This window comes from uncultured Roseovarius sp., from assembly GCF_963972555.1.
Taxonomy (GTDB): Bacteria; Pseudomonadota; Alphaproteobacteria; order Rhodobacterales; family Rhodobacteraceae; genus Roseovarius; species Roseovarius mucosus.
In genome coordinates this window covers 212,244-223,435 of sequence record NZ_CAXAUM010000005.1, presented here as the reverse complement: position 1 = coordinate 223,435, position 11,192 = coordinate 212,244, and the positions used below count along the sequence as shown (strand labels likewise).

The following is an 11,192-nucleotide window of genomic DNA, read 5'->3' as shown; positions in this document are numbered from 1 at the left end:
AGCATAACCTTGCCAAGGTTAGGGTCGGGCGTTCGAATCGCCTCGCCCGCTCCAATTTTCTTCGGATGGGTTTCCGAAGCAAAACACAAAACGCGGGCATTAGCCCGCGTTTTGTGTTTTCGGCATGGTCGCTTGAGAAATGGGTCAATCTGGCGCGGGTAAGTCAATCTCGTCAAATACCGAGATGTCGCCCATGCTGCGTGCGAGAACGAGTGCGCCCTCAGACGTTGCCAGCGTGCTGAGTGCCAGCTTGCGTCGGCGCGTTTGTCCGACACGCGTTCCCCACTCTGTGCGTGCCAGGGCGGCCTCTGTCCACGCGACTGAACGCTCAAAGAACACACGCACCTCTGCTGCCAATTCGCCGGGCAGATCAGCCACTTCCGCCCCGAGCATGCCGCATAGGCACATCAGATTCTCCTCAACCAGAGACCGTCGCGAAAGGTCATGCAGGCGCTTTTGCACCCCGACTGCGTCCATCGGAGCCTCATCCACCGGGCCGAGCGCCGACAGAAAATCGTCGGTGTAGCGCCGCGCCACGGCGGCGCCAAGCGCACCTTTGGTTGGGAAATGATAGTGCACACTCGCGCTCTTTACTCCGACCGCATCGGCGATTTCACGGAAGCTGAAGCCGTTATACCCCCTGCTTCGGATCATTTTCTCTGCTGCTTTGAGGATGGTTTCTTTCATGTCTTGTGTTGTCATGCCGGTCCCTCTCTCTATCGAGAGATAGACGGCAAGCCGCCGGCAATCAAGCCACCCACCGTTGAAGCGTTCGCCGCGCCTATCTTTCGATAGATAGTTGTTGACGTTCGAGTGTATGCTCGATAATCCTCGCATCTATCTACTGATAGATAAATGGAGAATGACATGACATATCCCCCCCTTGCTCTTGTTGTCGGCGGTTCGTCCGGCATGGGGTATGCAACCGCCGAGCGGCTGCTTCAGCGTGGCGTCCACGTCGGCCTGATGGCACGTGCCGGTGAAAAGCTTGACGCTGCCACCGACCGGCTGCGCGAGCTTGGCACAGTCCACAGCTTTGCCGTGGACCTCACTCACCCAACCTCCTTGCAGCATGCGCTGAACGCCATTGCAGAGCGCGACCGCCATATTTCGATGTTGGTCAATGCTGCGGGCACATTTAGCCCCAAGCCGTTTCTCGATCATCAAGAGGCCGATTTCGACCATTATCACAGACTCAACAGCGCCACGTTCCGCATTACCCAAGCGGTTGCCCGCAACATGATCGCCCATGGCGGTGGGGCCATTGTCAATATCGGCTCGATGTGGGCCCATCAGGCGGTCAAGGCCACGCCGTCTTCGGCCTATTCCATGGCCAAGGCGGGGCTTCATGCCCTCACGCAACATCTGGCCATGGAACTGGGCGAACACGGCATCCGAGTCAACGCCGTGGCCCCTGCTGTGGTTGAGACACCAATCTACGGTGCATTCATAGAGCCGGAGCAGATCAGTAAGGCGCTGCATGATGGGTTCGACGCCTTCCACCCAATCGGACGTATCGGTACGCCCCACGATGTCGCCGCGACCATAGACTTTTTGCTGTCTGATCAGGCGGCTTGGGTCACTGGAGCCATCTGGGACGTCGATGGCGGGGTCATGTCCGGCCGCAATTAACAGGCAACAGTTGCATCGCGGTGCGCGCGCCTTTGCCGCTTGGGCCTTGGCGCGCGGCCTTGCGCAGACTATACACCGCCGAGAAACCCGAGCGGAGGCCCCATGCGCAGCGCCACAATCACCCGTAAGACCGCCGAAACCGACATTAGTGTGACCGTCAATCTTGATGGCACTGGTCGGTATGACAATCAAACCGGGGTCGGGTTCTTTGATCACATGCTGGATCAACTGGCGCGGCATTCGCTGATCGACATGACAGTGCGCGGCGCCGGCGATCTGCATATCGACGATCACCATACGGTCGAGGATGTGGGAATCGCATTGGGGCAGGCGCTGACACAGGCGCTTGGCGACAAGCGCGGCATTCGCCGTTATGGCGCGTGCCTCTTGCCCATGGATGATGCGCTGGTGCGTGCCGCGCTTGACCTTTCGGGGCGGCCCTATCTGGTGTGGAACATGGACTTGCCCACGCAGAAAATCGGCACCTTCGACACCGAATTGGTGCGGGAATTTTTTCAGGCGCTGAGCACGCATGGTGGTATCACATGCCATGTCGATGCGCTGCACGGGATCAACAGCCACCACATGGCCGAAGCGGCGTTCAAGGCGGTCGCACGCGCCCTGCGCGAGGCGGTCGAGACCGACCCGCGCAAGGCGGATGCGATTCCCTCGACCAAGGGCAGTCTTTGACCCATGACCACCGTCATTGTTGATTACGAGAGCGGCAATCTGCACTCGGCGCAAAAGGCGTTCGAGCGCGTGGCGCAAGAGACCGGGGCAGGGGCGGTGGTCGTGACCTCGGACCCCGAGACCATCCGCGCGGCCGCGCGGATCGTGCTGCCGGGGGATGGGGCGTTTCCGGCCTGTCGGCGGGCGCTTTATGACCATCGCGGCGTGTTCGAGGCGATCGAAGAGGCGGTGATCACCCATGCGCGTCCCTTCATGGGGATTTGCATCGGCATGCAGATGCTGGCCACGCGCGGGCTGGAATATGAGGAAACCGCCGGATTCGACTGGATCGGCGGCACGGTCGGGCCGATCACCCCCTCGGACCCGGCGCTGAAGGTGCCGCATATGGGCTGGAACGATCTGGTGATCGACCATGCGCATCCGGTGCTGGATGGCATCAGCACGGGCGATCACGCCTATTTCGTCCATTCCTATCAGTTCCGGGTGGATGATCCCGCGCATCTTCTGGCGCATGTCGATTATGCCGGGTCCATTACCGCCGTGGTCGGGCGCGACACGATGGTGGGCACCCAGTTTCACCCCGAGAAAAGCCAGCAGACCGGCCTGCGCATGATCGCGAATTTCCTGCGCTGGAACCCCTGATGGCGGAGGCGCTGCCCCCGCTCCAGCCGGTGCTGGACGAGATCACGGAGATTGCCCGCGCCTCGGATGACCGGGGCAAGGTCGCGGATTACATCCCCGAACTGGCGGATGTGGACCCGAACCAGTTTGGCATCGCCATTGCGCGGCCCGGCTTGCCCACGGTGATGGCGGGCGACGCGCAGGTGCCGTTTTCGATTCAATCCGTGTCCAAGGTCTTCATGCTGGCCCTGGCGCTTGGGAAGCTGGGCGACCGGCTCTGGTCGCGGGTGGGGCGCGAGCCGTCGGGTCATTCGTTTGATTCGATGCTGCTCTTGGAGTTGGAGAAAGGCTATCCGCGCAATCCGTTCATCAATGCGGGCGCGATTGTAACCACCGATGCGGTGTTGCAAGGCTCCAGCCCGCGCGAAACCCTTGGCGCGCTCTTGCGGTTCATCCGGGCGGCGGCGGGGGATGAGGCGATCCATATCAACGACCGTGTGGCGCGGTCCGAAATCGCGACAGGCCACCGGAATTTCGCCCTCGCGCATTACCTCTTGTCGCATGGCAACCTCAAGAACCCGCCTGAGCTGAGCCTTGGCACCTATTTCCACCAATGCGCGGTCGAGATGACCTGCGCGCAGCTGGCCAATGCCGGGCTGTTTCTGGTGGGGGCACCGGGCGCGCCGCGTCTGGTGTCACGGGCACGGATTCGCCGCATCAATGCGCTGATGATGACCTGCGGGCATTATGACGGGTCGGGCGATTATGCCTTTCGCGTGGGGCTGCCGGGCAAGAGCGGGGTGGGGGGCGGTATTCTGTCCATCGTGCCTGGCGTGGCCGCGATCGCGGTCTGGTCTCCTGGGCTCAACCACTTTGGCAATTCCAAGCTGGGCACCGAGGCGATGGAGCGGTTGACCACGCGTATCGGCTGGTCGGTTTTCGGGCTCGACACTCGGCAGACCGACAGATAAGGGCCAATCTGAAACGTCAGCCACTTAACGCCTATCTCTCCCACAATCTCGGCTCTGCCATTTCAATGGAGTTCCCCGCCGGATCGCGAAAGTAGATGGATCGCGCCCCATTCGGCCAGTGAAAATCGGCCTCGATTTCGACACCCGCCGCCTCAAGCCGCGCGCGCCAGTCATCGAGCGCCAGCCCCTCAACCGCAAAGCAGAAGTGACCCTGCCCATGGGCGCCATGCGACGGGACGGGCTGTTCGGGATTGTTTGATGGTTTACACGTTTCTTCGGGGTTGAATATCAACAAGATGCCTGCACCCACTCGGTAAAAAACATGGCGGTTTCCGACCCGCACGATCGGATCAAGCCCGAGGATACCGCCATAAAACCGCTCAGCCGAGTCAATATCCGGCACGTAGAGGGCCGCCTCAAGAAGTTCGGCTGGCGGCGCGGCGAAGGGAAGGTCTTGATCCGTCATGGCACCACCATACTGCAGATGCCCCTCAGACCAAACCGTCCCCTCGCAAATGTCATGCTAGTCGGCGCTTACTTGACCTTTTGCCAGGTGCCGCCGTCGCGGCAGATGCCAAACACGCAGCCGCTGACCTTGAGCGTATTACCTGAGAGTTGCAGCTTGGAGTTATAGGTCTTGTCGCGGTCGGGCGAATAGACCTTACCCTTGTATTCACCACCGCCCGTGGGGGCGGTTTCGGAAATGATTTTGCGGCCGATATTCTTGCTCTGCATTTCCTTGCCGTTCTCATCGAAGGATTTGACCAGCGTGCCGCAAAGTTTCGCGCCGCAGGGCGCCACTTCGATCAGGCCGGAATGGCCATTGTCATCCTTTGCGGTGCGCCATGTTCCCAGGAGCGGCTCTGCCATCGCCATCCCGGCCCCCATCGTGAACACCGCCGTCATCATCATCAGTTTACGCATGTCTGATCCTCCCTGACATTCGTGAAAATCCTGTGCCACGGAGGTGCTACAAATCAAGTCTGACGTGGGGTCGCGTTGCATTTCGCGCGCGTGCATGCCAAAGCGCGCGGGACATCTACATGAAAGGCCGTCGCGATGATCCTTTATCCTGCCATTGACCTCAAGGACGGCAAGGCCGTGCGTCTTTTGCGCGGCGATATGGACCGCGCGACAGTGTTCAACGAGGACCCGGCGGCCCAAGCGATGGAGTTTGTGGCGGCGGGCTGTGAATGGCTGCATCTGGTGGATCTGAACGGGGCCTTTGCCGGGGCGCCGGTCAATGCGGCCCCGGTCGAGGCGATTTTGGCAGCGTGCCGGGTGCCCGCGCAATTGGGCGGGGGTATTCGGGATATGGTCACCATCGAAGGGTGGCTGGCCAAGGGGCTGGCGCGGGTGATTCTCGGCACGGTGGCGGTGGAAAATCCGGCGCTCGTGCGCGAGGCGGCGCGCGCCTTTCCGGGGCAGGTGGCGGTTGGCATCGACGCGCGGGGTGGCCGCGTGGCGACCAAGGGCTGGGCCACCGAGACCGATGTGGAAGCGACCGACCTCGCGAAATCCTTTGAGGATGCCGGGGTGGCCGCGATCATCTATACGGACATCAACCGCGATGGGGCCATGCAGGGCCCGAATATTGAGGCGACAGCGGCTCTTGCCCGTGCCGTCAGCATCCCGGTGATTGCCTCGGGAGGGGTGTCGTCGCTCGAGGATCTCATTGCCTTGCGCGATTGCGGCGTGGCGCTCGATGGGGCGATCTCGGGGCGCGCGCTCTATGATGGGGCGCTTGATCTTGGGGCGGCCTTGGCCGCGCTCGGTGGCTGAGCGCGGTCAGAGCGCTTATTGTCCAGCGGCCACGCCTGTCAGCTTGCCAAGCGCGCCGGTCATCCTCTTGATGTAGTCGGCGTCGTCGTTGATGGCGGTGTCGTCGAACATATCCTCAGGGTCCTGATAGGCGAGCCATGTCTCGCCCGCGCCATCCTGATAGACCAGCACTTTCATCGGCAGGAACAACCCCGCCAGTGGGTCATCCTGCATCGCGGCCGTGCCCATCTTGGGGTTGCCGAAGATCAGCACCTGCGAGGGATCAAGTGCCAGATCGACGCTGGCCGCGCCGGCCGCGTGATCCACGCGCGCAAAGACCGTGGCCCCGGCGCCGGTTACGGCTGCTTCGAGCCGGTCCATGGTCGTGGCCACATCGGAGGTGGATCTGACTTTGATGATATCGTCGTCACTGGCGAGGGCGGGCAGGGCGGTCAGGGTCATCGCGGCTGCGACAAGAAAACGCTTCATGGTAAACTCCTTCATTTGCAACGCTTATATGGGTCTTATCCTCTGGCATGTTAACCGATTTGCCCATAAACAACGGCGTGAAATTCCTGTAACAGCGACACTATGCTCAAGACCCGTATCATCCCCTGTCTCGATGTCGCCGATGGCCGTGTGGTCAAGGGCGTGAATTTTGTCGACCTGCGAGATGCGGGCGATCCGGTGGATGCCGCGCGTGCCTATGATGCGGCGGGGGCGGATGAGCTGTGCTTTCTCGATATTCACGCCACGCATGAGAATCGAGGCACCATGTTCGACGTGGTGCGCCGCACCGCCGAGGCCTGTTACATCCCCTTGACCGTGGGCGGCGGCGTGCGCAGCGCGCAGGATGTGCGCGCGCTCTTGCTGGCGGGGGCGGACAAGGTCAGCTTCAATTCCGCCGCTGTGGCCGATCCTGATGTGGTGGCGCGTGCCGCCGATCAGTTTGGCAGTCAGTGCATCGTGGTGGCCATCGACGCCAAAACCGTGAGCCCCGGCAAATGGGAGATATTCACCCATGGCGGGCGCAAGCCTACAGGCATCGACGCGGTGGATTTCGCGCGGCTGGTGGCCGAGAAGGGGGCGGGGGAAATCCTGCTGACTTCGATGGATCGCGACGGGACGCGGGCGGGGTTCAACCTGCCGCTGACGCGGGCCATTGCCGATGCGGTGGATATTCCTGTCATTGCCTCTGGCGGTGTGGGCACGCTCGACCATCTGGTCGAAGGGGTCATCGAAGGGCATGCCTCGGCTGTGCTTGCCGCCTCGATCTTTCACTTCGGCACCTACACGATTGCCGAGGCCAAGGCGCATATGGCCGCGGCAGGCATCCCGATGAGGTTGGCCGCATGACGCTTGACGATCTGGCCCGTATCATCGCCGCGCGTGCAGAGGCCGACCCCGAGAGTAGCTGGACGGCGAAATTGCTGGCCAAGGGGCCGGAAAAATGCGCCGAGAAATTCGGCGAAGAGGCCATCGAGGCAATCATCGAGGCGGTCAAGGGCGACCGTGCGCGGCTGACCTCGGAGGCGGCGGACGTGCTCTTTCACCTGTTGGTGATGCTGCAATCCCGCGATGTCGCCCTATCTGACGTCATGGCCGAACTTGCCCGCCGTCAGGGCACCTCTGGCCTGACAGAAAAAGCCTCCCGCTCGAAAGACTGAGACATGATCCGCCATATTGTATTCTTTTCCGCCGCCAACCCGGACGATATCGAGCGTATCCGCGACGGGCTGATGATGCTGTCGCGGATCCCCCATTCCTCGCATTTCGAGGTGGGGCGCAATCTCCAGAGCGATGCCATTGCCGGGGCGCAGGTCGATCTGGTGGTCTATGCGGAATTCACGGATGAGGCCGCACTTGCCGCCTACAAGGCCGATCCGATCTATGCCGAGTGCATAGCCCTTGTCCGGCCGCTGCGCGAGTTGCGCATCGCGGCGGATTTCAAATCCGAATAACGCCGTCTGGCCCATGTCCCCCGGCACCTCGGGGAGAGTTTGAGGCGCCGGGGGAGGGACGGGGCAACCGATCAGAGGTTGCCGCGTGACATCTCGCCTGCAATGTGATCGGCCTGCCGAATGGCCAGCGCCACGATGGTCAGCGTCGGGTTTTCCGCCGCCCCCGTGGTGAATTGCGAGCCATCCGAGACAAAAAGGTTGGGAATGTCATGGGTCTGGCCCCATTTGTTCACGACCCCGTCGCGCGGGTTTTCGGACATGCGGTTGGTTCCGAGATTGTGGGTTGAGGGGTAGGGCGGTGTTGGGAAGGTGCGGGTGGCCCCGACCGCCTCGTAGACCGCAGTGCCCCGGCTGTAGGCATGGTTGCGCATCGCGATGTCATTGGGGTGATCCGAGAAATGCACATTGGCGACGGGCAGGCCCCACTGATCCTTGACGTCATGGTTGAGGGTGACGCGGTTGGTCTCTTGCGGCATGTCTTCGCCCACGATCCACATGCCGGCCATGTTTTCGTAAGCGTCGAGCGCGGTGGTGAATTCACGGCCCCATGAACCGGGATCGAGGAACGCTGCCATGAAGGGCAGGCCGAGCGAGAGCGTTTCCAGCTCGTAGCCGCCGACAAAGCCGCGCGAGGGGTCGTGGCGTGCCTCGTCCTGAATGATGCCCGCCATGGTCGTGCCGCGCCACATCTTTACCGGCTTGTCGAACACGCCGTAAACCGAGCCGGTCATATGGCGCATGTAGTTGCGCCCCACCTGGCCCGATGAATTGGCCAGACCGTCCGGGAACATCGACGATGCGGAATTGAGCAACAGGCGAGGAGATTCAAAGGAGTTGCCCGCAACGCAGACGGCGCGCGCCTTTTGCATCTGGAGATTGCCCGCCTCGTCGAAATACTCGACGCCCGTCACCTTGCCGCTGTCGTCATGCAGGATGCGCGCGACATGCGCTTTTGACCGCACTTCGAGATTGCCCGTGGCCTCGCCGCGCGGGATGTCGGTATAGGCCGCAGACCATTTCGCGCCCCATTTGCAGCCCTGAAAGCAGAACCCTGTCTGCTGGCAGGCCATGCGCCCGTCATATTCCTCAGAGTTGATGGCCATGCGGCCGGTGTGGACCTCTTTGTAGCCGAGCGCCTTGGCACCAGCCTCGAACACCTTGTAATTGTTGTTGCCCGGCAGGCCCGCGAGATTGTTGGTGCGCGTCACGCCCAGCTTTTTCTCGGCCAGATCATACCAAGGGGCCATTTCCGCCCCGTCGATGGGCCAATCGAGCAGGTTGGCACCCTGCACGGGGCCGTAGTTGGTTCTGGCCTTCCATTCATGGTCCTGAAAGCGGATCGAAGCCCCGGCCCAATGGGTCGTGGTGCCGCCCACCGCCTTGACGATCCAAGCGGGCAAGCCGGAAAAATCGCGTGCCACGCGCCAGTCGCCCGACGTGGTGCGCGGGTCGAGCCAAGCCAGTTGGCCGAAACTCTCCCATTCGTCGTTGATGTAATCCTCGGGCAGATACCGCCCGCCTGCTTCGAGCGCGACAACGGAAATGCCGCGTTGCGCCAGTTCGTTGGACAGCACGCCGCCGCCCGCGCCGGTGCCGATGACGACGATCACGGTGTCGTCGTTATGATCAAAAGGTGCAGCCATAGTCTTTCCTCCCTAGATGGCTATGGCCTAAAGCCAGTTGATGTCGTCAAATCCGCGGTTGATGTAACCGCCTTGGCTAAAGGACTCGCCCTCGTAGCCGAAGAGGGGCCAGACCGCCTTTTGGTTATAGAGGCCCGTCACCAGCCCGCCGCGCACCTGCTGAAAGAAGGCGCTGTCCTCGATGCTGCGCAGGATGTCGACGCGGTCACGCTCCCATCCGATGCTCAGGTAATCGGCATGGCCCTTTCCTTGCGCCGCGGCGTTGAGGCCAGCGATCCCGGCCTCGACGCCTTCCGCAGCCTCGGCGGTGTCATAGCCCTTGACCGCGATGGCGTAATATTCATCGGCCAGATGGTCATGCGGATAGATGTCGCGCGCCATCTGGATCAGCGTGGCCATGGTCTCGGGCTTGAGTGCCTGCGTTTCAAGCGCCCAGGCGGCATCGTTGCTGGCGACAAAGCCGGCCCCCACGACGAAACTTGCGCCCGCCACGATTGAGCGCGAGAGCAACTCGCGCCGGGTCAGCCCTTTGCGGGCATTGGTGTCAGTCATTGGTTCTCCTCCCTAATGGTAAAAGCACGCGCCCGGTGCGGGGCGCGCGCCTGCTCTCATTTGAAACGCCCACCGCGTTCCAGAACTTCGATTTCATAGCCGTCAGGATCGGCGACAAAGAAAAACTTGCCCACGAGTTCGCCGTCGGGGGCGAATTCCACCATCTTGCGGGGATTGAGGTCCTCGGCCTCGAACCGTGCATGCTCAGCTGCCAGATCCTCGACCAAGACGGCCAAATGGCCATAGCCATCGCCGCGATCGTAGGGTTCGGTCCGACCCTTGTTGATGGTCAGTTCCACCTCGAACGGGCTTTCGTCATTCGACATGTAGACAAGGGTGAATTTCTCGAAATCGAGCCGGTCCGCCACGCGCAGCCCAAAAGCGCGCGCATAGAAATCGACCGACCGCGCCTCGTCGAGAACGCGAATCATGCTGTGAATGGCTTTGGCCATCATGCCCTCCGAAACCTGTATTTGGTTCGGAAAAGTTACCAAAGCGAGGCAAGGCCGGGTAGTAAGGGGATACTACGCCTTGATTTGTCTCACTCCGCCGCCATCTGCCGCGCGTCCGCCTCGAGCGGGTTTTCGCGGTGGACAAGGCAGGTGCAGCGCAGGAGCGACGTGAAATTGGCGGGCTCGCCGTGCAGTTCCAGCACTTCGGCATGAAGTTTCGACACGAAACCGGGGGTCGTCAGCCCTTCGCTCTCGGCGATTTCGTCGAGGATACCCCAAAAGGATTTTTCGAGACGGATGCTTGTGCTCTGGCCATTGAGGCGCATGCGGCGGGTTACAAGCGCGTAACGGTCGGGGTCTTGCCCGGCAAAGATTCGACACATGATCAGGTCCTCCCTCATCCGGGCCACGGCGGGGGCGCGCGCGGCGCGGATCTCAGTACGTTTTAGGATGATGGACGATTTTTGCCAGCAGGGGAAGCCTTCTGCACCGTGCCCGCCTGCGCGGGGCGGTCTGTCAGAGCAGCGCGTGGCCGATATTGGCGAGCGCGGTCAGAATTAGCATGGCAAAGGTCAGCACCATCCCGGCGCTGCGCTGCGGCATGATTTCCGGCACCCGGCCAAATCCGGCGGCATGGAATACCCGCCCGGCCAGAAGCATCAGCCCCAGCAGATGCACCACCCATCCCGGCGCGCCCTGAAGTTCGGCCATGCCGAGCAGGATCAGGCCAAGGGGTGCGTATTCGGCGCAATTGGCCTGCACCCGGATGCGGCGGATCAAGAGCTGCTCTCCGCCATCGCCGAACGAGACATTGGTCTTGAAACGCGCGGCAATGACCAGCACGCTCAGGAGGACGAAGAGAAGGCCGATGAGGCCCGCGTAAAGAGGCGCGATAGCAAGGGACATGCG

Annotated in this window: 17 protein-coding genes; 8 read left to right on the top strand and 9 right to left on the bottom strand. The window is 61.9% G+C overall.

What is annotated here, in order from left to right:
* Positions 1-144: 144 nt before the first annotated feature.
* Complete coding sequence (locus AACZ65_RS07435; protein WP_339669491.1) at positions 145-687, bottom strand: helix-turn-helix domain-containing protein; 543 nt, start codon at positions 685-687, stop codon at positions 145-147.
* 180 nt (positions 688-867) lie between these two features.
* Here AACZ65_RS07435 and AACZ65_RS07430 point away from each other — a divergent pair, with 180 nt between their 5' ends.
* The 4 genes from AACZ65_RS07430 (at position 868) to AACZ65_RS07415 (ending at position 3,914) form a co-directional block, all read left to right on the top strand.
* The gene (locus AACZ65_RS07430; protein WP_339669489.1) at positions 868-1,632 is read left to right on the top strand and encodes an SDR family oxidoreductase; all 765 of its coding nucleotides are present in this window, start codon (positions 868-870) and stop codon (positions 1,630-1,632) included.
* Between the two features lie 102 nt (positions 1,633-1,734).
* Complete coding sequence (hisB, locus tag AACZ65_RS07425) at positions 1,735-2,322, top strand: imidazoleglycerol-phosphate dehydratase HisB (protein ID WP_339669487.1); 588 nt, start codon at positions 1,735-1,737, stop codon at positions 2,320-2,322.
* A gap of 3 nt (positions 2,323-2,325) precedes the next feature.
* Positions 2,326-2,964 carry an imidazole glycerol phosphate synthase subunit HisH gene (gene hisH, locus AACZ65_RS07420; protein ID WP_339669485.1) on the top strand — a complete coding sequence of 213 codons (639 nt, stop codon included), beginning with the start codon at positions 2,326-2,328 and terminating at the stop codon, positions 2,962-2,964.
* Positions 2,964-3,914, top strand: coding sequence for a glutaminase (locus AACZ65_RS07415; protein ID WP_339669484.1), 951 nt, complete (start codon positions 2,964-2,966; stop codon positions 3,912-3,914). Before hisH ends, AACZ65_RS07415 begins: the two co-directional genes overlap by 1 nt.
* A 31-nt stretch (positions 3,915-3,945) precedes the next feature.
* On the opposite strand, the gene AACZ65_RS07410 is transcribed toward AACZ65_RS07415, so the two are convergent.
* Positions 3,946-4,380 carry a VOC family protein gene (locus AACZ65_RS07410; RefSeq protein ID WP_339669482.1) on the bottom strand — a complete coding sequence of 145 codons (435 nt, stop codon included), beginning with the start codon at positions 4,378-4,380 and terminating at the stop codon, positions 3,946-3,948.
* 68 nt (positions 4,381-4,448) lie between these two features.
* Positions 4,449-4,838: a DUF2147 domain-containing protein gene (locus AACZ65_RS07405; RefSeq protein WP_339669480.1), complete on the bottom strand. Its 390-nt coding sequence runs from the start codon at positions 4,836-4,838 to the stop codon at positions 4,449-4,451.
* A 135-nt stretch (positions 4,839-4,973) separates the two neighbouring features.
* Here AACZ65_RS07405 and hisA point away from each other — a divergent pair, with 135 nt between their 5' ends.
* Positions 4,974-5,696 carry a 1-(5-phosphoribosyl)-5-[(5-phosphoribosylamino)methylideneamino]imidazole-4-carboxamide isomerase gene (gene hisA / locus AACZ65_RS07400; RefSeq protein WP_339669478.1) on the top strand — a complete coding sequence of 241 codons (723 nt, stop codon included), beginning with the start codon at positions 4,974-4,976 and terminating at the stop codon, positions 5,694-5,696.
* A 15-nt stretch (positions 5,697-5,711) separates the two neighbouring features.
* On the opposite strand, the gene AACZ65_RS07395 is transcribed toward hisA, so the two are convergent.
* Positions 5,712-6,164 carry a DUF302 domain-containing protein gene (locus tag AACZ65_RS07395; RefSeq protein WP_339669476.1) on the bottom strand — a complete coding sequence of 151 codons (453 nt, stop codon included), beginning with the start codon at positions 6,162-6,164 and terminating at the stop codon, positions 5,712-5,714.
* A 102-nt stretch (positions 6,165-6,266) separates the two neighbouring features.
* Here AACZ65_RS07395 and hisF point away from each other — a divergent pair, with 102 nt between their 5' ends.
* From hisF to AACZ65_RS07380, 3 genes are read left to right on the top strand one after another with little or no spacing between them, the layout of a single operon-like run.
* Positions 6,267-7,031: an imidazole glycerol phosphate synthase subunit HisF gene (gene hisF, locus AACZ65_RS07390; protein ID WP_297542471.1), complete on the top strand. Its 765-nt coding sequence runs from the start codon at positions 6,267-6,269 to the stop codon at positions 7,029-7,031.
* Positions 7,028-7,342 (top strand): phosphoribosyl-ATP diphosphatase, encoded by a 315-nt coding sequence (locus tag AACZ65_RS07385; RefSeq protein WP_297542473.1) that lies wholly within the window; start codon positions 7,028-7,030, stop codon positions 7,340-7,342. Before hisF ends, AACZ65_RS07385 begins: the two co-directional genes overlap by 4 nt.
* A 3-nt stretch (positions 7,343-7,345) precedes the next feature.
* Positions 7,346-7,636: a Dabb family protein gene (locus AACZ65_RS07380; RefSeq protein ID WP_037269127.1), complete on the top strand. Its 291-nt coding sequence runs from the start codon at positions 7,346-7,348 to the stop codon at positions 7,634-7,636.
* Positions 7,637-7,707: 71 nt separating this feature from the next.
* On the opposite strand, the gene AACZ65_RS07375 is transcribed toward AACZ65_RS07380, so the two are convergent.
* The 5 genes from AACZ65_RS07375 to AACZ65_RS07355 form a co-directional block, all read right to left on the bottom strand.
* Positions 7,708-9,279, bottom strand: a complete 1,572-nt coding sequence (locus AACZ65_RS07375; RefSeq protein ID WP_339669472.1) for a GMC family oxidoreductase — start codon at positions 9,277-9,279, stop codon at positions 7,708-7,710.
* A 27-nt stretch (positions 9,280-9,306) separates the two neighbouring features.
* The gene (locus AACZ65_RS07370; protein ID WP_339669470.1) at positions 9,307-9,831 is read right to left on the bottom strand and encodes a Twin-arginine translocation pathway signal; all 525 of its coding nucleotides are present in this window, start codon (positions 9,829-9,831) and stop codon (positions 9,307-9,309) included.
* A 56-nt stretch (positions 9,832-9,887) separates the two neighbouring features.
* Positions 9,888-10,283 (bottom strand): VOC family protein, encoded by a 396-nt coding sequence (locus AACZ65_RS07365; RefSeq protein ID WP_339669468.1) that lies wholly within the window; start codon positions 10,281-10,283, stop codon positions 9,888-9,890.
* An 89-nt stretch (positions 10,284-10,372) separates the two neighbouring features.
* Positions 10,373-10,666: a ribbon-helix-helix domain-containing protein gene (locus tag AACZ65_RS07360; protein WP_206018417.1), complete on the bottom strand. Its 294-nt coding sequence runs from the start codon at positions 10,664-10,666 to the stop codon at positions 10,373-10,375.
* Positions 10,667-10,799: 133 nt separating this feature from the next.
* Positions 10,800-11,189, bottom strand: a complete 390-nt coding sequence (locus AACZ65_RS07355) for an MAPEG family protein (RefSeq protein ID WP_339669465.1) — start codon at positions 11,187-11,189, stop codon at positions 10,800-10,802.
* Between the last annotated feature and the right edge of the window lie 3 nt (positions 11,190-11,192).

Excerpts from the sequence above, each read along its gene's own strand:
- AACZ65_RS07435 (WP_339669491.1), bottom strand. The coding sequence starts at position 687 with ATGAAAGAAACCATCCTCAAAGCAGCAGAGAAAATGATCCGAAGCAGG.
- AACZ65_RS07430 (WP_339669489.1), top strand. The coding sequence starts at position 868 with ATGACATATCCCCCCCTTGCTCTTGTTGTCGGCGGTTCGTCCGGCATG.
- hisB (WP_339669487.1), top strand. The coding sequence starts at position 1,735 with ATGCGCAGCGCCACAATCACCCGTAAGACCGCCGAAACCGACATTAGT.
- hisH (WP_339669485.1), top strand. The coding sequence starts at position 2,326 with ATGACCACCGTCATTGTTGATTACGAGAGCGGCAATCTGCACTCGGCG.
- AACZ65_RS07415 (WP_339669484.1), top strand. The coding sequence starts at position 2,964 with ATGGCGGAGGCGCTGCCCCCGCTCCAGCCGGTGCTGGACGAGATCACG.
- AACZ65_RS07410 (WP_339669482.1), bottom strand. The coding sequence starts at position 4,380 with ATGACGGATCAAGACCTTCCCTTCGCCGCGCCGCCAGCCGAACTTCTT.
- AACZ65_RS07405 (WP_339669480.1), bottom strand. The coding sequence starts at position 4,838 with ATGCGTAAACTGATGATGATGACGGCGGTGTTCACGATGGGGGCCGGG.
- hisA (WP_339669478.1), top strand. The coding sequence starts at position 4,974 with ATGATCCTTTATCCTGCCATTGACCTCAAGGACGGCAAGGCCGTGCGT.
- AACZ65_RS07395 (WP_339669476.1), bottom strand. The coding sequence starts at position 6,164 with ATGAAGCGTTTTCTTGTCGCAGCCGCGATGACCCTGACCGCCCTGCCC.
- hisF (WP_297542471.1), top strand. The coding sequence starts at position 6,267 with ATGCTCAAGACCCGTATCATCCCCTGTCTCGATGTCGCCGATGGCCGT.
- AACZ65_RS07385 (WP_297542473.1), top strand. The coding sequence starts at position 7,028 with ATGACGCTTGACGATCTGGCCCGTATCATCGCCGCGCGTGCAGAGGCC.
- AACZ65_RS07380 (WP_037269127.1), top strand. The coding sequence starts at position 7,346 with ATGATCCGCCATATTGTATTCTTTTCCGCCGCCAACCCGGACGATATC.
- AACZ65_RS07375 (WP_339669472.1), bottom strand. The coding sequence starts at position 9,279 with ATGGCTGCACCTTTTGATCATAACGACGACACCGTGATCGTCGTCATC.
- AACZ65_RS07370 (WP_339669470.1), bottom strand. The coding sequence starts at position 9,831 with ATGACTGACACCAATGCCCGCAAAGGGCTGACCCGGCGCGAGTTGCTC.
- AACZ65_RS07365 (WP_339669468.1), bottom strand. The coding sequence starts at position 10,283 with ATGGCCAAAGCCATTCACAGCATGATTCGCGTTCTCGACGAGGCGCGG.
- AACZ65_RS07360 (WP_206018417.1), bottom strand. The coding sequence starts at position 10,666 with ATGTGTCGAATCTTTGCCGGGCAAGACCCCGACCGTTACGCGCTTGTA.
- AACZ65_RS07355 (WP_339669465.1), bottom strand. The coding sequence starts at position 11,189 with ATGTCCCTTGCTATCGCGCCTCTTTACGCGGGCCTCATCGGCCTTCTC.